General features: G+C 52.0%; 15 protein-coding genes. 6 read left to right on the top strand and 9 right to left on the bottom strand.

From position 1 onward, the window contains the following. The 3 genes from C2M17_RS10545 to C2M17_RS10535 are packed head-to-tail and all read left to right on the top strand — an operon-like array spanning position 1 to position 2,446. Positions 1 to 462, top strand: coding sequence for a cytochrome c-type biogenesis protein (locus C2M17_RS10545; protein ID WP_105200722.1), 462 nt, complete (start codon positions 1 to 3; stop codon positions 460 to 462). Beyond that, positions 462 to 1,700, top strand: a complete 1,239-nt coding sequence (ccmI, locus tag C2M17_RS10540) for a c-type cytochrome biogenesis protein CcmI (RefSeq protein ID WP_105200721.1) — start codon at positions 462 to 464, stop codon at positions 1,698 to 1,700. Before C2M17_RS10545 ends, ccmI begins: the two co-directional genes overlap by 1 nt. 8 nt (positions 1,701 to 1,708) lie before the next feature. Next, complete coding sequence (locus C2M17_RS10535) at positions 1,709 to 2,446, top strand: MlaA family lipoprotein (RefSeq protein ID WP_105200720.1); 738 nt, start codon at positions 1,709 to 1,711, stop codon at positions 2,444 to 2,446. 56 nt (positions 2,447 to 2,502) lie between these two features. Here C2M17_RS10535 and C2M17_RS10530 read toward each other — a convergent pair whose 3' ends face one another. Next, positions 2,503 to 3,723, bottom strand: a complete 1,221-nt coding sequence (locus tag C2M17_RS10530; protein WP_105200719.1) for an EAL and HDOD domain-containing protein — start codon at positions 3,721 to 3,723, stop codon at positions 2,503 to 2,505. Positions 3,724 to 4,049: 326 nt separating this feature from the next. Here C2M17_RS10530 and putP point away from each other — a divergent pair, with 326 nt between their 5' ends. Next, positions 4,050 to 5,588, top strand: a complete 1,539-nt coding sequence (gene putP, locus C2M17_RS10525) for a sodium/proline symporter PutP (RefSeq protein WP_105200718.1) — start codon at positions 4,050 to 4,052, stop codon at positions 5,586 to 5,588. Between the two features lie 87 nt (positions 5,589 to 5,675). Here putP and C2M17_RS10520 read toward each other — a convergent pair whose 3' ends face one another. The 8 genes from C2M17_RS10520 to C2M17_RS10485 are packed head-to-tail and all read right to left on the bottom strand — an operon-like array spanning position 5,676 to position 14,016. Beyond that, positions 5,676 to 6,395 carry a DUF3379 family protein gene (locus C2M17_RS10520; RefSeq protein ID WP_158681405.1) on the bottom strand — a complete coding sequence of 240 codons (720 nt, stop codon included), beginning with the start codon at positions 6,393 to 6,395 and terminating at the stop codon, positions 5,676 to 5,678. Further along, on the bottom strand, positions 6,388 to 6,963 hold the full coding sequence (locus C2M17_RS10515) for a sigma-70 family RNA polymerase sigma factor (RefSeq protein ID WP_267894348.1): 576 nt from the start codon (positions 6,961 to 6,963) through the stop codon (positions 6,388 to 6,390). Before C2M17_RS10515 ends, C2M17_RS10520 begins: the two co-directional genes overlap by 8 nt. A gap of 38 nt (positions 6,964 to 7,001) precedes the next feature. Continuing rightward, complete coding sequence (locus C2M17_RS10510) at positions 7,002 to 8,630, bottom strand: BatD family protein (protein WP_105200715.1); 1,629 nt, start codon at positions 8,628 to 8,630, stop codon at positions 7,002 to 7,004. Further along, positions 8,624 to 10,612 (bottom strand): VWA domain-containing protein, encoded by a 1,989-nt coding sequence (locus C2M17_RS10505; RefSeq protein ID WP_105200714.1) that lies wholly within the window; start codon positions 10,610 to 10,612, stop codon positions 8,624 to 8,626. Before C2M17_RS10505 ends, C2M17_RS10510 begins: the two co-directional genes overlap by 7 nt. After that, entirely contained in the window at positions 10,609 to 11,607 is a 999-nt protein-coding gene (locus tag C2M17_RS10500; protein WP_105200713.1) for a vWA domain-containing protein, read from the bottom strand. Before C2M17_RS10500 ends, C2M17_RS10505 begins: the two co-directional genes overlap by 4 nt. Further along, positions 11,600 to 12,031 (bottom strand): DUF4381 domain-containing protein, encoded by a 432-nt coding sequence (locus C2M17_RS10495; protein WP_105200712.1) that lies wholly within the window; start codon positions 12,029 to 12,031, stop codon positions 11,600 to 11,602. The genes C2M17_RS10500 and C2M17_RS10495 overlap by 8 nt, the downstream gene beginning before the upstream one ends. Then, positions 12,032 to 13,060: a DUF58 domain-containing protein gene (locus tag C2M17_RS10490; RefSeq protein WP_105200711.1), complete on the bottom strand. Its 1,029-nt coding sequence runs from the start codon at positions 13,058 to 13,060 to the stop codon at positions 12,032 to 12,034. It lies immediately after the preceding gene. Further along, complete coding sequence (locus C2M17_RS10485; RefSeq protein ID WP_105200710.1) at positions 13,060 to 14,016, bottom strand: AAA family ATPase; 957 nt, start codon at positions 14,014 to 14,016, stop codon at positions 13,060 to 13,062. Before C2M17_RS10485 ends, C2M17_RS10490 begins: the two co-directional genes overlap by 1 nt. A gap of 294 nt (positions 14,017 to 14,310) precedes the next feature. Between C2M17_RS10485 and fadI the strand changes: the two genes are divergently transcribed. Together fadI and fadJ are read left to right on the top strand one after the other, a co-directional pair. Then, positions 14,311 to 15,621 (top strand): acetyl-CoA C-acyltransferase FadI, encoded by a 1,311-nt coding sequence (fadI, locus tag C2M17_RS10480; RefSeq protein WP_105200709.1) that lies wholly within the window; start codon positions 14,311 to 14,313, stop codon positions 15,619 to 15,621. After that, positions 15,621 to 18,008, top strand: coding sequence for a fatty acid oxidation complex subunit alpha FadJ (fadJ, locus tag C2M17_RS10475; protein WP_105200708.1), 2,388 nt, complete (start codon positions 15,621 to 15,623; stop codon positions 18,006 to 18,008). The genes fadI and fadJ overlap by 1 nt, the downstream gene beginning before the upstream one ends. The last annotated feature ends 188 nt before the right edge of the window (positions 18,009 to 18,196 follow it).

Here is an 18,196-nt window from a genome sequence, read left to right as displayed (position 1 = left end):
ATGCGTTTTGTGTTTGTATTATTGGCCTTGGTATTTGCCGTTTCCGCTGCCGCGGTGGAAGAAAAGTACGACTTTGCCAACGACGAGCAGGCGGCCTTGTTTGCCGAGCTGACCAAGGAGCTGCGTTGCCCCAAGTGTCAAAACCAGAATATTGCCGACTCAGATGCCGTGGTGGCCAAGGATCTTCGCGATAAGGTGGAGCAACTGGTTAAAGAAGGGCAGAGCAAGGATCAGGTTATTGATTACATGATCGATCGTTACGGTTACTTTGTGCATTATCAGCCGCCTGTTACCCCTGCTACTATTTTGCTGTGGATTCTGCCCGGTCTGATCGTGGTGGGTGGTTTTGCCTTTATTATTCTGCGCCAGAAAAAGGCGGCGCAAAAAGCAAGTTGGTCTGAGACCGATGAGCAACAACTGCAAAAGTTGATCACGCGCTATAAGCGCAAGGAGTCTGCGTAATGTTGTCATTATGGGGGGCCTTTGCGGCCTTAGCCTTCGCTGCCTTGATATTTGTGTGCTGGCCTTTTTTCCGTCGCTTTGAAAGCGATGCAAACCCAAGCGTTAATGCCGAGCGCATCGATATCTTTGAGCAGCGCCAGCAGGAGTTGGCGGATGATTTAGCGCTTGGGCGTATTTCGCAAACAAGTTTTAATGAGTCGCTACTGGAACTTAAAAGACGCCTGTTGAATGATCTGGCGCCGGAGCAACAGCTGCAAAGCCGTGGTAATAACCGAATTTTGGCATTGACCGGTGCTTCATTTTTGGTGCTGCTTAGCGCTGTGTTCTATTATTTCACCGGTAGTCAGGCGCAGCTACAGGCGTGGGAAAAGGCCATGGTGGAGCTGCCAGAACTGGGTGAGCGCGCGGTGATGGGCAAGGGCGAGCCTCTTGATGCCAATGAGCGTCAGGCCTTGTTGCTTGGTTTGCGTACCCGCCTGGCTAAGGACGGTGATGATGCAGTGGCCTGGCTGATGCTGGGTCGTGTGGCCATGACCTTAAACGATTATGAAATGGCGATGCAGGCGTTCGACAAGGTTTTGGCCATGGACCCTGAAAATATCAGTGCCAAGGTCAGCTATGCTCAGTCGCTGCTGATCAAAGGTGATGATATGGCGATGAATCAGGCGGCCAAGCTGTTGTCGCAGGTGCTGCAGGTGCAGCCACAGAATATCGATGCCATTTCCATGCTGGCCTTGATAGCCTACGAGCGTAAGGATTGGGCCGAAGCCAAAAGCGCCTTTGAGTTGATCTTGTTGACCATGAATGAGCAAGACTCCCGTTATGCCATGGTCAGTGAACGCATTAAAGAAATTGATGCGCGTCTGGCGCAAGCGCAAAACAGCGAACCGACGCATAAGGTGCAGGTACAGGTGACTCTGGCCGATGACATAGCCGATCGTATTCCTCTTAATGCGGTGCTATTTGTGTTTGCCAAGGCCGCAGAAGGGCCTGCTATGCCATTGGCGGTTAAGCGCTTTGAGCAATTCTCTTTGCCCATGACAGTCACTCTGAGTGAGGCAGATGCCATGATGGCGCAATTGAGTTTGCAACAATTTGAGCAAATTCAAGTGATTGCCCGTATCTCAAAGGATGGTGACGTGGCCGTTGAACTGGGTGAGTTGGAAGGTAAATCTCAGCCCTTTAACCGCCATCAGCAACCCAGTGTCGATGTGACCATAGATACCTTGATTCAGTAGGATAGACGATGCTTAAAAAGACTCTAATAACCTTATCGGCACTGCTGCTAAGCGCCTGTGCTCAGGTGCCGGCGGAGAAGGAAGACCCGCGCGACCCGCTGCAAAGTGTTAACCGCCCTATTTATGACTTTAATATGGATGTCCTCGACGCCTATATTTTACGTCCTGTGGCGGTCGGTTATGTGGAAGTGACACCGGCGCCAGTGCGTCGCTCGATCGCCAATTTTACCGACAATATAGGTGCGCCCACGGATGCCATTAACGCTGCGTTGCAAGGCAAGGCGGATCGCACCGGTATCGCCATGGCGCGTTTTTTGGTTAATACCACGGTCGGCATTGGTGGTTTGTTCGATATTGCCAGCAGTCTTGGCCTAGAGCATGTGGATGAAGACTTCGGTCAGACCCTGGGTGTTTGGGGCATAGGTGATGGTGCCTATTTGATGTTGCCGGGTATGGGCCCGAGCACGGCCCGCAACCTCACAGGCGATGTGGTGGATAACTTTGTGTTGCCGGAAATCGCCCTGAGTACGCCGGAAACCATCCTGGTATTTGTGTTGAAAGTGGTAGAAACCCGTGCCTCCCTGATCCCTCAAGAGAGTCTGTTGAATGAGTCACTGGACCCTTATACTTTTGTGAAAGACGTTTATTATCAGCGTCAGCTGTATGAGCTGCACGATGGTAATCCGCCGCTGGTCGAAGAGCCGGAAGCGGAAGAATACGACGATGACTTCCTAGAGAATCTCTAAAAATCAGCAATAAAAAAGCCTGCATTTAGCAGGCTTTTTTATTGCTTCATAGTGGCTTACATAATTGCCTTCATTTGCTCCTGAGCCCATAGAATGGCCTCATGGTAAGCATCGGGCACGCGTTTAGCATCAAGCTTCATCTTATCTATGGTGGCATTGGCTTCTTGCCACTGGGCATGCTCGTATTGTTCAACCAGGGCCAGGTAATCGCCCAATTCCCCCTTGCCGTCGAGCAGCGCCTCCTTGATATCGTCAGCCAGAGGTAAGCGCTCTACTACTTCATTCATGCTTAGATCTAAGATGGCATCAAGCAGCGACATTATGGCCGTTAAAAAGGCGCGCTCCGAGTCGATTTGCTCCGCATGCTGCTTTGCCAATATCTCGGCAAAACGAGCGCGTGTTAAAGACAGGCGTATAAGCTCGGCGGGTTTATCCGATGAGAGTTGGGCGGTATACAAGAGGGAGAGAAACTTTTTGATTTCCTTGTCACCCAGTACCACTAAGGCTTGATTAATACTGGTGATTTCCGTACGACGTTTAAACATGGCCGAGTTGGAATAGCGCAGCAATTTGTAGCTAAGGTTGACGTCGCGCTCGAACACCGCAGTGATCTTGGCCAAATCCAACTCTGTGTTCAAGGTTTGATAAAGCAGCTCAGCCAAAGTTAATTCAGAAGGCGGCAGCGCCTTGCTTTGCACTATTTCCGGTTTAGAGAAGAAAAAGCCTTGGAATAAGCTAAAACCAAGGTCCATGGCATGTTGATATTGCTCATGGGTTTCAACCTTCTCCGCCAGCAGTTTAATATGAGGGAAGGGCTTAAGTGTTTCAATCACTTCCTCAATTTGCTCCACAGGGGTTTGCAAATAGTCGATTTTTATAATGTCGATATAGGGGTAAAAGTGACGCCATTCATTTTGATGCTTGTAGTCATCCAGTGCCAGGGTATAACCGCGCTCTTTCAAATCCTTGATCAGAGCCAGCAGGCGCAGGCTCGGTTGCACCGTTTCGAGGATTTCCACGACGATTTCGTCGCTGCCCATGGTGGTGGCATAGCCCTTGGCCAAGGTTTCCAGGGAGAAATTAATATAGGCGGGCTTGTTGCCGGTTAACTCTTCAAGACCAAAAGTAAACTGACTGCCTTCGATAAGCCGTGAGGTGGCTTGGTCGTCATTGATCTGGGGGAAAACGTTATCAAGACCATCGCGAAACAGGAGCTCATAGCCTACCAGGGATTTGTCTCTATCTAGAATAGGTTGTCGCGCAGCGTAGAAATTCATTTATTACATCCATACCGGTTGCTGATCAGTTAGGGCCCAGTCCATTACAGAGCTATTGTATTTCTAACAATATATGAGAAATTGAAATGGCTTTCACCCAGTACTATATACTTTTGTTACCCCAGAAAAGTACTTTTTACGTTTAAACAACATACTTACTTTTGTTATCGCAATTATGGCGACAAACGCACTAATTGGAGTTGCCCCCGCTCGCCATGCTATAGTATGCGACTCGGTCTTGGTTTATGGCCGAATAAGACAATAACAAATAGCTTTGAGCCAGTGGCCAAGGCACGCACTATTTAGCGCTAAAGTTGGAGGCTAGTTTGGAATTAGGTACGATAATATCACTCGCCCTTTATTTTATTGCCATGCTTGGCATAGGCTTGTACGCCTATAAACAATCGACGGATGATGTGTCGGGCTATATGCTCGGTGGTCGAAATCTGTCGCCAAGTGTTGCCGCCCTGTCCGCCGGGGCTTCAGATATGAGTGGTTGGTTACTTATGGGCTTGCCTGGAGCCATGTATTTATTTGGCTTGAGCAAGGTATGGATAGCCATAGGCCTGGTACTGGGTGCCTGGGCTAACTACTTCCTGGTTGCACCGCGTTTGCGTGTGTACACAGAAAGAGCAAATGACGCCATTACCATCCCGGATTACTTTGCCAATCGCTTCGCCGATAACAAAAATATTCTTCGCGTTATTTCCGCCATCGTCATCATAGTTTTCTTTACCCTTTATACCTCATCCGGCGTGGTTGCCGGTGGTAAGCTGTTTGAGAACTCCTTTGGTATGAGTTATGAAACCGGCTTGTATGTGACTACCGGTGTGGTGGTGCTGTACACCTTGTTCGGTGGTTTCCTGGCAGTGAGCCTGACGGACTTCGTGCAAGGCTGTATCATGTTTGTGTCCTTACTGGCGGTACCGCTAGTCACTTATACCATGCTGGATCAGCCGGTGTTCGAAACGCTAGGCAACGCCAGTTATGACTTGCTGTTGTCCTCGCCCAAAGACAGCGAAGTGCATGCACTGAATATGATGGACTGGTTTGCCGGTGGTTCAACCATTGCCATTATTTCAGCCATGGCCTGGGGCCTAGGTTATTTTGGTCAGCCGCATATTATTGTGCGTTTTATGTCGGTACGCTCGGTGAAGGTAATGCCTACCATGCGTCGTATCGGTATGTCCTGGATGACGCTCTCGGCCATAGGTGCGGTGTTAACCGGTTTATTCGGTGCCGCCTATATGCTGGAAAACCAAATGCCTATCGATGATAAGGAAACCATATTCCTGGTGCTTGCCGAGCTGCTGTTCCATCCCTTGATTGCTGGCTTCTTACTGGCGGCGATTTTGGCGGCCATTATGAGTACCATTTCATCTCAGTTGTTGGTGTGCTCAAGCTCGCTGACCGAGGACTTCTACCGCATCTATGTGCGTCGTGAGGCGTCACAGAAAGAGTTGGTGTTGATAGGTCGTATCAGCGTAGTGCTGGTTGCCCTGTGTGCCATTTATCTTGCCTATGACCGCGACAGCTCTATTTTGGATCTGGTTAGTAATGCTTGGGCTGGCTTTGGTGCTGCGTTCGGTCCTTTGGTCTTGTTTAGCCTGTACTGGAAACGCATGAACCTGCAAGGTGCGATTGCCGGTATGGTGGTGGGTGCCGCCACGGTATTGTTCTGGATTTATGCGCCAATTAGCATTAACGGTCAGAGCCTGAGCAGTCTTATTTACGAGATTGTCCCTGGCTTTATCTTCTCTTGTATTGCCATTTTTGTGGTGTCGCTGGCAACCAAAGAGCCAAGCGAAGAGTTGGTGGCTACCTTTGAGGAAGTAGAAGCTTCGCTGAAAGCGGAGCTAAATTAAGCCTGGGCTTATCGCTTGCTTAGAGACACAAAAAAGCCACCCTTAGTTCGCTAAGGGTGGCTTTTTGCTATCTGGGGAAGTGCCGCCTTATAGCCATTGCAGCGATTGGTTTATGCGACTTTGATATTCATCTATAGGCGCCTGTGCGGCGGCTACCAAGATGGCATCCCCCTTGGGAAAGTGGGAAATCCGTCCGGCAAAACGCTGATCGGAAAAATAGTCATCGCCCAGGTATTGGTTATTGGTCGGGACGATAAATACCGTCATGGGGCCAAACTGAGAATTAAATACCAGATGCAGACTTTTTTGCCCCTTAAAGCGGCAAAAACGAGCAAAGGTCACTTCACCGGGCAGGGCGCTTAATTGGCCACCTAGCTCGGCAAGGCGGGCATTGACCGTGGCCATATCCAGGCGGTCTTGGGCCTCCAGCGAGTCGATTTCGTGGTACACATGGGCCAGAGCATGCTCGCCTATGCTCAGGGTCGGGCTATTAAGCTGATACAAGGCAAAGGTAAACACCAGGGCGACACTGGCAACCAGCGCCAGATACCAGGGACGATTAGGGGAGCGTTTTAGGGGGTGGGTATTCGCGCTCGTATCATCGCTCATGCTTTGCCTAAAAATAATCTTATCGACCAGGTTTTCCGGCACCGACACATTCATGGCTTGGTGCAGCTCCTTATCAAAGCTTTTGAGTTCATTGACCAAACTCATGCGCTCAGGGTTTTGCTGTGCGTACTCAAGCAGCTCTTTGTCTTTATTCTGCGGCTGAGCTAAAAGGCGCCGGCGAAATTCGAGTTCATCCATTGGGGGCCTCATTAAATTTGTCAGGGTTACGAGTTAATGCGTCTTTTAGCTGGTTGCGAGCCCGATATAAGCGCGTCATTACCGTGTTCTTGTTGAGATTAAGGATGTCGGCAATTTCCTCGCCACTGCATCCGGCCATCACCTGCAATATCAAGGGCTCCCGGTATTCGTCTGGTAAGGCCATGATATGTCGCTGCAGCACGGTGAGCTCCATATCATCATCGAGGGCGGTATTGCGCTCATCGACTAATGTGTCTTGCTCGACATCGCTGTAATCAAACTGTTTACGTTCAAAGCGGCGGGCGTTTTCACGGCGCAATATGGTTAGCAGCCACGACTTAGCCGCGCCCTGATCCTGCAAGGAATCCAACGATCGCCACGCTCTTAAAAATGTTTCTTGGACCAGGTCTTCCGCCACAGTGGCATCCTTGCTTAACCAAAAGGCAAAACGATAGAGCTCTTTGTGGTAGACCTGCACCAGCGCTTCATAGCGCTTTTGTTTATCTGCCATGCCCATAAAGACCTGTAATGACGAAAAATTATTTCGTAAAAGGGGAAATTTTTGCACCTGGCTTGCGACGCAGCGCAAACCAGGCGAAAAAGGTTTTAATACAAGGAGTCTAGTTCAGCCTGTGGTTTATGGCTTGGGCGCGGGGTATAGGCTGCAGCCTTGGCGATAGCACTGTAGTCAACCTCGGTTGTACTTGGGCTGTACAGGGACTGGCGCAACTTGGCAAATTCCTGCACCGCATCCTGTGGCCACAGAGCAAGCCAAACATCTATGTTGCCATAGTGGGACTTGGCGTAGGTGTCTATGGCCTGATACAGGGCCTTACCATCATTCTTAGCCGCGGCGTTCTGGATAGATTGCACACTTGCCTGTGCAATAGGGGCTGTTTCCTGGCTTGGAGCTATAGTTTGTGCCTTGCTGCGCTTGTGACTAAACCACCAGAGCAGCAGAGTTACCAGCCAAAGAAGATAGCCGGGTAAGGCCAGCCACCAGGGCAGTGAACCGCGTTGCTCTTGAGCTGCACTGGTATTTTCGTCCGCACTCATATCGATATCCGGTGTGGTGGTTTGCTCAGTTTGTGGCGGCTCATTTGCGGCGACTTTAGTGCCATCGGCAGCGACTACGGTAATTTTTTGCTCGGGGACACTGGCCACCTGCTCACGCCCAGTCACGGTATTAAACCAGTTAATTGAAATTGCCGGCAGTGTATAGGTGCCCGGTTTTTGCGGCACATAGGCGATGGAGGTTTTGGTCTGGGCGATAATGCGGCCATTGCGAACCACATGAGTGCGCTCGGATTGATCTGCATAGCTGCGCACCGCCTCTATGTCGGTGCTGGTTAGATCCGGTAATTGCTCCTTGGTAACATTGAGCGCCGTGAGCGTGAGCGTCCGGGTGATCGGCGTGCCAACCTTTACCTCTTGCTCCAGACCTTGCCATTGCTCGCTTAAATCTACCAACTCGCTGGGCAGCCAGGCGCCGCTGTACTGTGCCGGGGTGGGCTTAATATCCACTAACTGATCCGTACCGCGGGCGCTGATGGCCACTGGTCGGTAGTTTACACGGACTTTACCTTCGAATACCGGTGCCTGCAGCTCAAAGGTGCCGCTTTTTTGCGGTTGGATCAGATACTCGCGCTGGATCACCCGATAGCGGCGGCCATCAATCACTTCCTGGCTTTCGCTGTCGCGGCCCAACTGAGCCACATTCGCGTCACCCATTGCTGGGGCTGACATGGCCGCATCAATAAGGTCGACGCCAACATAAAGTTTGACGGTATAAATAGCCGCCTGTTGCACATATAAGCTTGCCGGAGTGAGCTCGGTTTTAATAAAGGCGTTATTGCTATCACCTTGCGCCTCATTACCTTCGACCACATTGAGCGTAAAGGGCGTGGAGCTAATGCCTTTAATCTCGAAAGCCGGGATCTTATATTGGCCCGGGTTACGGGCCATCAATTCCACCCGCCAGCTGGTTTTACGGCTGATCACACCATTGATGATCTGGGTGTTGGTACTGCGATAGGTAGGGCCGACCACAAAGTCTTGCAACAGGACCTGGGTGTCTGGTTGGCTGTCTGTTATGGTGTCATCGGCGCTCAGGGTCAGCATAAAGTATTCACCGGCGGACACAGGGTTTTTATCGACGCTGGCTTCAAGCTGCGACAAGGCCAAGGTCGGCAGGCTTAAGCAAATAAAGCAAATATATAAAAAACTTCTTACCATGACTTCTCTACTCCTTGTGGTAAGCGGCGGCGATGACTTTGGCGTTGCTGAGCTTCTAATTGCATCTTGTTGCGCAGCAGGATTTCCGGATTGTCGGGGATTTTCCGTAGCAGTTGATTGAGCTGTTGCGCTTTTTCGCGCTCTTCTGGGCTAAGTGCGGCACTGGCCATGGCAGCCTGTTGCTCAGCATCCTGCTCTCCCTTTTCGGCGCCAGGCTCTTGTTCGTTCAACGCTTGCTGCTGTAATTTGCCTTCTTGCTCTTGTGAGCTATCGGCTTCGGGCGATTCCTTAGGCGATGCTGCGGCATTATTTTTTTGCTTGGCATCTTGCTCGTTAGATTGCTCGCTCGAAGATTCATCCGCTTCTTGTTGCTCGTTTTGCTCTGATTGCTCTCCGGCTTGGGCGCTGTTTTGCGGGCGGTTGCGCTCATTGCTGTTACGCTCGTTTTGCGTGCTGCTGCCACCATTTTGTTGCTCGGAGTCGTCTTGTTGTTGCGACTCACCTTGTTGCTCAGTGCCTTGCTGCTGGCCGTCACCTTGTTGTTGGCCATCTTGCTGCTGTTGTTGCGAGTCCTGGTCTTGGGAGCCTTGCTCCTGCCCCGAATCACCTTGTTGATTTTGTTGCTGCTCTTGCTGCTTTTTCAACTGCTCCAGGGTCGCCTTATTGGCCTTGGCGGCCTCCAGGTTTGGGTCTTTCTCCAAAGCCTGCTGATAGCGCTCCAGGGCCGCATCAATATCACCCAGCTGCGCCAGGGCATTACCTTGGTTATACAGGCCGGTGGCCGAGTTATCCTTGTTAAAATCCGCCAAGGCACCTTGGTAATCCTGCTGCTGGTATTTGGCGGCGCCACTGAGCAAAGGATTTTGCGCCTGTGCCGCCTGTTCATAGGCCTTATCATGGTAGGCATTCAGGGCGTTTTGCTCGGCATTATTAAACCAGGACTGGCCGCTGGCGGCATAGGCCGGGCTCCATATTTGCGGTATCAGCACTAAGGCGGCGCATAGCATAATGGCGCGGCGTTGCAGTTGCCATAGCAGCAAGGGCAGAACCAATAACGCCAGATAGATGCCGGCGTCGATTCGCCAAAGGGTTTGCTGGTTTTGTGCCTGTTGCGTCATTTTTTCGCCTTTGGAAACCGCCAATACGCCAAGGTTTTCACTGCTTGGCTGATAACGGATCAGTTTACCGCTTCCCAATCTCGTTAGGCGTTGCAGGCGCTCAAAGTTAGTTTTAGGAATGACGATTTGTCCCTGATTGTCTTTTAAGAAGCCGCCATCAGGCAGGCTGATGGGAGCACCTTGCTCACTGCCGATGGCATAGATATGCAAACGGTAATCATTGTTGCTGAGCCAAGAGCGGATATCGTCTTCTTCTTCTCTATCTATGCCGTCGCTGATAAGAATTATGTCCCCTTGCGGGTAGTCGGCCTGCTCCAGCAGCTCCTGTGCCAGGGTCAAGGCCGCCATCACATTACTGCCTTGCTCCGGCATAATATCCGGGCTTAGGCTGGGGATAAGATTGGTCAGGGTTTGACTGTCCGAGGTCAGCGGCGAAATGGTAAAAGCGTCGCCGGCATAGGCGATAAGCGCCGTTTCACCTTCTTTAAACAGCTCCACCATATCCAGGGCTTTAAAGCGGGCCTGTTGCAGTCGGTTGGGGCTGATATCCGTGCTAAACATGGAGCGGGACATGTCCATCACCATAACCCGTGCCATTTTCGCCTCATACACAGGCAGCTCTTGCTTGCTAAAGCTGGGGCCGGCTATGGCCACCACCATAAGTGCCAGCAGCAGAGCGTTGAGCAGGCCATTGTTTTGTCGTTGCTCAGCGCCTTCTTGCATCACTTGTGCCGCCAAATGGGGGGCGATCAGGGGCTGTTGCTGTTGCTCGCCCTTACCGGCAAGCAGGCGCCAGATCAGATAAAAGCCCGGCAGTAGCAGTAACCATAATAGTTGCGGTCGTAAGAAAATAAATTCGGTCATAATTGCTCTCCTGCAACACGTTGTAGGGCAGATGCAAAGCGGTGCCAAACCGTGGCTAACAAGAGTATTAAGAAACTCAATAATAAGGGAAGGTAGAAGAGTGCTTCTTCCGGGCGCACCGTTTGCTCTTCTTTTGCTAACGGCTCCAGGGCGTCCAGCTCTCGGTAAATATTGGCCAGACTACGGGTGTCGGTGGCACGAAAATAACGGCCGCCGGTTTCCTTGGCCAGATGAGTGAGCAGGCGCTCATCCAAGGACGCACCACCACCCATGGAAAACAAACCACCACCAAAGTTACCGTCGGAGCCGACGCCTATGGTGTACACCTTCACTTGTGCATCCTTCGCCAGTATCAAGGCTTCCTCCGGGGTAAGGTTGCCGGCGGTGTTTTGGCCGTCGGTGAGCAGGATCACCACCTTATTGGATGCGGATTTATCATTAAAGCGTTTACCCGCTAAACCCAGGGCATCGCCGATGGCGGTGGCGCGACCCACCAGGCCTATTTGCGCTTCTTTAAGCATTTGCGCCACTGTATCCAGATCCCGGGTCAGGGGGGTTTGTAAAAAGGCGGTATCGGCAAAAAGAATAAGGCCGAGCTGATCGCCCTGACGCTCACTAATAAAGTCGCTAAGCACGCTTTTAACCACACTTAAGCGGTCTACATAGCGCCCTTGATAGGCCATATCCTGCTCGCGCATGGAGCCGGACAAATCCACCGCCAGCATAATATCTCGCCCTTCATTGGCTAAAGTGATGGGCTCGCCACGATACACGGGGTTAGCTAAGGCGCTTACCAGGGCCAACCAGGCCAGAGCCAGCAGCCAATGCGGCCAGCTTTTGTTGGCGGTGGTCTGGGTTTTTGCCTTAGCCTGATAAGCCAGGGAGTCGATACGCAGCAACAGGCTGCTGTGCGTTTTTTTGCTATTTTGCACCCAGGCCAGTAACCAGGGCAGGGGTACAAGGATAAACAGCCAGGGCCAGGAAAACTCAAACATCCAAAGTCTCCTTGGTTTTAAACTGCACCAGGGCCTGCTTTAGTTTCTGCGCCAGCTCATGTTGCGCGCTTCTCCCTTGATATAGGGCATTAAGTTCATCGGCGTTAAAGCTCAGGCCGCTCAACTGAGACAGGGTTAAGGCCCATTGCTGGCCACTCAGGGCACTGACCTTGGCGCCGTAATAATGCTTGCACAGGCGCTTTAGCAGTTGATGTAAGCCCAGTGCCGTTTCCTGCTCTGCCAATTGCAGGGCGTGGCGTTTGGCGCGCAAGTGTTGCTGTTGGCGACGATAAACCAGTACGGCGGCTATAACCAAGAGTATCAGCAGGGCGCCTAAGAGCCACCAGGCCGGACCCGGTGGCCAACTGGAAACCTCAGTGGGAACTATGACATCGGCCAATGGTAATGTGGGGGCTGACTGCATTTACAAACTCCCTTCATAAAACTGTTGTTCCAGCGCCTTGGCGGCAGTGATTTCTACCAAGGAATGGCAATATCGGGCCAACTTCTGCTGGCGCAAAGCGCCGAGTTGCTGTGCCTGCTGGTTAAAGCGGCGGCGAAAGCCGGCGTCGTGCAGGGGCAGGCTAAATTGCCCCTGATGACTGCGCACATTCACCGCTTCTGGATAGTGTGGCAGGTGCTGCTCAAAGGGATCGCTGATCACACAGGCGACCACTTCACAATGGCGAGCCAGGCGCTGCAGTTCGCGCTCAATGGCCGGGCTGTCACCCTGTTGTAATACCGCAAAGTCACTGAGCAGATAAACGGTGCAGCCGGGCTTGGCAAGCTGGTTTAAGCGCTGTAACTGGGCCAGTAAACCTGTGTTGGCGGGGCCACCCTTGGCGGGGGCACCATTGGCGGGGGCATTGGCAGAGCCATTACTACCGGCGCTATCAATAAGGTTCTGTTGTTGTTTATGGCTGTCGAGCAGGCCGTGAAACACCCTTAATACCGCTTTATCTCGGCTTTGTGGGCGAAACTCATGATGTTGTTGGTCATTGAAAACCAGGGCGCCGAGTTTGTCGCCCCGGGCACAGGCAGACCAGGCGATAAGGGCTGCAAGGTGCGCCGCCTGTACAGATTTAAATAACAACTGAGAGCCAAACTGCATGCTGGCACTAAAGTCCACCAACATTAGCACCGGGCGTTCCTTTTCTTCCTGAAACAGCTTGGTATGAGCCTCGCCGGTACGGGCGGTGACACGCCAGTCGATGCTGCGCACATCATCGCCGCTTTGATAATGGCGTACTTCGGCAAATTCCATGCCTCGGCCCTTATGCGGCGCCAAATACTGGCCACTATGGGGGCTGCGAATGCGTTTACGCACCGCTAAGTCCAGCAATTGGGTTTTACTCTTGTAATAAGTGAGCTCTTTTAAAGCCAGGCTATGGCCGTTGCTATGTAACTGCTGTAGCCATTGCTGCACACTCAGTGCTGACTTCCACTTAGCCATTAAGGCACTGCCACGCGCTCTAAGATGCGCGTTAACACCTGATCTTTACTGATCCCCTCGGCCTGGGCTTCGTAGCTGAGGATGATGCGGTGGCGCAGCACATTATGAAAGACCGCCTGAATATCTTCCGGGCTAACAAAGTCGCGGCCATTCAACCAGGCATGGGCACGCGCCGTCCGGTCCAGCGCTATGGTGGCCCTTGGGCTGGCGCCGTATTCAATCCAGTTGGCCAGCTCATCATCAAAGCGCAAACCATCGCGGGTAGCTATGACCAGCTGCACCAGATATTGTTCTAGCGGCTCGGCCAAATGCAGTGCCAATACCTGTTGGCGGGCATCAAACAAATCGGCCTGAGATATAGGCTCGATAGTAAGCTGCTCACCGGCCAGGGCTTCACCACGAGTCAGACGTAAAATCGCCAGCTCAGCTTCGGCATCCGGGTAATCGATATTGAGGTGCAGTAAAAAGCGGTCAAGTTGGGCTTCTGGCAGCGGGTAGGTGCCTTCTTGCTCCAGCGGGTTCTGTGTCGCCATCACCATAAACAGCTGCTCCAGTGGGTAGGTGTTCTTGCCTACTGTGATTTGGCGCTCGGCCATGGCCTCCAGCAGTGCCGACTGCACCTTGGCCGGGGCGCGGTTTATTTCGTCCGCCAGCACCAGGTTGTGGAACAGCGGGCCCGGCTCAAATACAAACTCGCTGGTTTGTTGGCGATAAATATCCGTGCCGGTGACATCCGACGGCAATAAATCCGGAGTAAACTGAATGCGTTGAAAACTGCCCTCAAGGCCTTTGGCCAGGGCGTTTACCGCGCGGGTTTTGGCCAGTCCGGGAGGGCCCTCAACGAGCAGGTGACCGTCCGCCAATACGGCAATAAGTAGGGACTGAGTGAGCTGGTGTTGACCGATGATTTGGGTATCTAAATAGGTTTTTAATTGTGCAAACTTAGAAACTGCCATAAGTGTACTTGTCCTTGCCGGCATATTTAAATGCAGTGAAAAATAGGGCGCGTGTCATAATTTGGTTACGCCTAACAACGCCTGTTAGGCATTGCTACAGCCAAATAGTTCGATCGATTTTACTTACAATTGTTCAGTTTTAAAGTCTTGTTTTTTATTTTAATTGCTTCAAGTTGTTAACTATTGTTGTAGCTGGGTGGTAAATTTTGACAAGCCTATTGGCAATGCGCCCAGGGTTGTTTTAGAATCGAGGAAATATAACAGGTCAGACCTGTCAACAGGAGAAGCATTTATATGTCTGGGCAAACAAAACTAACAACACGAAACGGGGAGCGCATCGCCATTGTCAGCGGCCTGCGTACACCTTTTGCAAAGCAAGCGACCGCTTTTCATCATGTACCCGCATTGGATTTAGGCAAGCTGGTGGTTAACGAAATGCTTGAGCGTCTTGATTTCGACCGCAAGGAAATCGACCAGCTGGTGTTTGGTCAGGTGGTACAAATGCCCGAAGCGCCGAATATTGCTCGTGAAATTGTGCTCGGAACCGGCATGCCGGTGAATATCGATGCCTATTCGGTCTCCCGTGCCTGTGCAACCAGCTTCCAGGCCATCGCCAATGTTGCCGAGTCGATTATGGCCGGCCACACACAAGTAGGTATTGCCGGTGGTGCCGACTCATCCTCTGTTTTGCCCATTGGTGTAAGCAAAAAACTGGCGGGCAGTCTGGTCGATTTAAATAAAGCGCGCACCTTCTCGCAGCGCCTAAAGATTTTCTCAAAGCTGGGTCTAAAAGATTTACTGCCGGTGCCGCCAGCTGTGGCCGAATACTCCACCGGCTTGTCCATGGGGCAAACCGCCGAGCAGATGGCTAAAACCCATAATATCAGCCGCGCCGATCAGGATGCCTTGGCGCATCGCTCACACACCTTGGCAGGTCAGGCCTGGGCCGAGGGTAAGCTGGCGCAGGAGGTAATGACCGCTCATGTGCCGCCTTATAAGTCCTTTATTGAGCAGGATAACAATATCCGCGCTAACTCAGAGCTGGCCAGTTACGCCAAGTTAAAGCCGGTGTTCGATCGCAAATACGGCAGCGTTACCGCCGCCAATGCGACGCCTTTAACCGATGGTGCCGCGGCGGTACTGTTGATGAATGAAAGCAAAGCCAAGGCCATGGGTTATGAAATCCTGGGCTATATTCGTAGCTATGCCTTTACCGCCATCGGCGTGCATGAGGACATGCTAATGGGCCCGGCGCATTCAACGCCTGTGGCCCTTGATCGTGCCGGTATTACCCTGGGCGACCTTGACCTGATTGAAATGCATGAGGCCTTTGCGGCGCAAACCCTGGCCAATATGAAGATGTTTGCCTCGGATAAGTTTGCCAAGGAGCAGCTTGGCCGCGACAAGGCCATTGGTGAAATTAATATGGATAAATTCAATGTTAACGGTGGCTCACTGGCTTATGGTCACCCCTTCGCCGCCACAGGTGCGCGTTTGATCACTCAAAGTATTCATGAACTTAATCGTCGCGGTGGTGGTTTAGCATTAACCACGGCCTGTGCCGCCGGTGGCCTGGGTGCTGCCTTTGTATTGGAGAGCGCATAATGACTGAATCAGTATTTACATTCGAGCTCAATGATGAGCGCGTGGGTATCGTCACCATAGATGTGCCCGGCGAGAAGATGAACACATTACGCGCCAGTTTTGCCGAGCAGTTGCAGGATGTGATCACCACAGCCAACGAAAATAACGTCAAAGGCCTGGTATTTATCAGCGCCAAGCCGGATAACTTTATTGCCGGTGCCGACATCAACATGTTGGATGAGGCCAATACCCGCGAAGAAGCGCTGGCTCTGTCGACTACCTGTCACGATGCCTTTTTTGATTTAGCTAAATTGCCTTATCCCACGGTGGCCGCCATTCACGGCGCTGCTTTAGGTGGCGGTTTAGAGTTTGCTTTGGCCTGTGATTACCGTGTATGTGGCGACAGCGACATCACCAAAATGGGTCTGCCAGAAGTTCAGCTAGGTCTTTTACCAGGCGGCGGCGGTACTCAGCGCCTGCCTAAGCTGGTGGGTATTCAGAAGGCTCTGGAATGGATGCTAACCGGCAAGCAGGTACGTGCCAAGCAGGCGAAAAAAGCCGGTCTGGTAAATGATTGCGTGCCGCACTCGATTTTGTTGGATGTGGCGGTGCAGTTTGCCCAACAAGGCAAAGCGAAAGCGGCGAAACCTCAGCTCGATAAAATGTCGGCGCTGCTGGAGTCTAACCCCTTTGGCCGCAACCTGATCTTCAAAAAAGCCGCCGAAAATGTGGCCAAGAAAACCGGCGGCCATTACCCGGCGCCCGAGCTTATTATCAAGGCGGTGCGTGCCAGTGTTGAGCTGGACCAACTCAAGGCTTATAAGACCGAGGCCGAAGGCTTTGCCGACTTGGTTATGAGCGATGTCTCTAAAAAGCTGCGCGGTATCTTCTTTGCCACCACGGAAATGAAAAAAGAGTGGCGCGCCGATAATGCCCCAAGCACCGACAAGGTTGCGGTGTTGGGTGGTGGCCTGATGGGCGCGGGTATTACCCATGTCAGCGCCATTAAGGCGGGTGTGCGCACCCGAGTAAAAGACGTGGCGCAGCAAGGCATCGCCGGTGCCATGAACTACAGCTACAAAATTCTTGAGAAGAAGCGTAAGCGTCGTATCTTGTCTCTGGCCGAGTTGCAAGAGCAGATGAACCGCATTACCGGCACCACGGAATACAGCGGTTTTAAGCATGTGGACATGGTGATCGAAGCGGTATTTGAAGACCTTTCTTTGAAGCAGGCCATGGTCGCCGATGTTGAGCAATACGCCCAAGAGCACACCATTTTTGCCAGCAACACTAGCTCGTTGCCGATAGCGCAAATTGCCGCACAGGCGCAGCGTCCAGAAAATGTCATTGGTTTACACTACTTCTCGCCGGTAGAAAAAATGCCGCTGGTGGAAATTATTCCCCACGAGAAAACCAGTGAGCAAACCATAGCCCGCACCGTGAGCTTTGCCCGCAAGCAAGGTAAAACGCCAATTGTGGTTAAAGACAAGGCTGGTTTCTTTGTAAACCGTATTCTTGCTCCTTATGTGAACGAGGCGGCAAATCTGTTACTCGCCGGTGAGCCTGTGGAGAAAATAGACCAGGCCCTGGTGGAGTTTGGTTTCCCGGTTGGTCCCTTGGCGCTGCTCGATGAAGTAGGAATTGATATCGGCTCTAAGATTGCCCCTATCCTTGAGGCCGAGCTGGGCGAGCGCTTTAAGGCGCCCGAGGTGTTTAATCGCCTAATCGACGACAAGCGTCTAGGTCGCAAGTCGGGCCGAGGCTTCTACGATTACAGCAAGAAACAGAAGAAGGTAGACGAGTCGGTTTACGAATTCCTGGGTGTAACCCTAAGCCCGAAACTAAACAAGGAAGAGATTGCCCAGCGCTGTGTTATGCAGATGCTCAACGAAGCGGCTCGTTGTTTGGAAGAAGGCATCGTCAGCAATGCCCGCGATGGCGACATAGGTGCCATCTTTGGCATTGGCTTCCCGCCGTTCCTGGGTGGTCCATTTAGCTATATGGATAAACTGGGCGCCGGTGCAGTGTGCTCGACCTTGGCAACCTATGCGCAGTTTAATGACGGTTTTGCCCCAGCGGCGGCCCTACTGGCCATGGCCGAGCAGGGCGAAAGTTATTACCCGCAGGAGCAGGCGGCCGCCGAGGCTACAAGCAAGGTTGAAGCTGAGGAAGAGGTTGAGACAAAGGAGCAGGTTGAAGCTGAGAACAAGGCTGAGGCTAGTGACAAAGCCGACGCTGGAAGCGCCGATGAGTCCGAAGCTGTTGATTCTGAAGAGCCAGCCGAGGACGTTGCCAAGGACGTTGTCGAGGACGTTGCCGAGGACGCTACCGATGACGTTGCCGATGACGTTGCCGATGACGTTGCCGATGACGCTGCGGAGCAAGACAAGGAACAGGCTCGCAGCTAATCTCCTCCTAAGTACATGATTGAAAAGCGCAGCAATATGCTGCGCTTTTTTGTACTCAGGCTTTTGGGCGCGTATCGGCTTCTAGATGAAATAAAATCAACTGAAAAAGTTTACTTACTAACCAATGACCTAGCTAGGAATTCTAGAAACAGGGTGGGGTGTATGGTTAATTAAGCAGCAGCTTTGTG

This window comes from Pseudoalteromonas sp. T1lg10 (genome assembly GCF_002964545.1).
Lineage (GTDB): Bacteria > Pseudomonadota > Gammaproteobacteria > Enterobacterales > Alteromonadaceae > Pseudoalteromonas.
This window is presented reverse-complemented; position numbering and strand designations above follow the sequence as displayed.

What these genes read in the sequence shown, in the direction of transcription:
- C2M17_RS10495 (WP_105200712.1), bottom strand. Translation starts at nt 12,031, where the DNA reads ATGCAGTCAGCCCCCACATTACCATTGGCCGATGTCATAGTTCCCACT.
- ccmI (WP_105200721.1), top strand. Translation starts at nt 462, where the DNA reads ATGTTGTCATTATGGGGGGCCTTTGCGGCCTTAGCCTTCGCTGCCTTG.
- C2M17_RS10505 (WP_105200714.1), bottom strand. Translation starts at nt 10,612, where the DNA reads ATGACCGAATTTATTTTCTTACGACCGCAACTATTATGGTTACTGCTA.
- C2M17_RS10520 (WP_158681405.1), bottom strand. Translation starts at nt 6,395, where the DNA reads ATGGATGAACTCGAATTTCGCCGGCGCCTTTTAGCTCAGCCGCAGAAT.
- C2M17_RS10490 (WP_105200711.1), bottom strand. Translation starts at nt 13,060, where the DNA reads ATGGCTAAGTGGAAGTCAGCACTGAGTGTGCAGCAATGGCTACAGCAG.
- C2M17_RS10485 (WP_105200710.1), bottom strand. Translation starts at nt 14,016, where the DNA reads ATGGCAGTTTCTAAGTTTGCACAATTAAAAACCTATTTAGATACCCAA.
- C2M17_RS10535 (WP_105200720.1), top strand. Translation starts at nt 1,709, where the DNA reads ATGCTTAAAAAGACTCTAATAACCTTATCGGCACTGCTGCTAAGCGCC.
- fadJ (WP_105200708.1), top strand. Translation starts at nt 15,621, where the DNA reads ATGACTGAATCAGTATTTACATTCGAGCTCAATGATGAGCGCGTGGGT.
- C2M17_RS10500 (WP_105200713.1), bottom strand. Translation starts at nt 11,607, where the DNA reads ATGTTTGAGTTTTCCTGGCCCTGGCTGTTTATCCTTGTACCCCTGCCC.
- C2M17_RS10510 (WP_105200715.1), bottom strand. Translation starts at nt 8,630, where the DNA reads ATGGTAAGAAGTTTTTTATATATTTGCTTTATTTGCTTAAGCCTGCCG.
- fadI (WP_105200709.1), top strand. Translation starts at nt 14,311, where the DNA reads ATGTCTGGGCAAACAAAACTAACAACACGAAACGGGGAGCGCATCGCC.
- C2M17_RS10545 (WP_105200722.1), top strand. Translation starts at nt 1, where the DNA reads ATGCGTTTTGTGTTTGTATTATTGGCCTTGGTATTTGCCGTTTCCGCT.
- C2M17_RS10530 (WP_105200719.1), bottom strand. Translation starts at nt 3,723, where the DNA reads ATGAATTTCTACGCTGCGCGACAACCTATTCTAGATAGAGACAAATCC.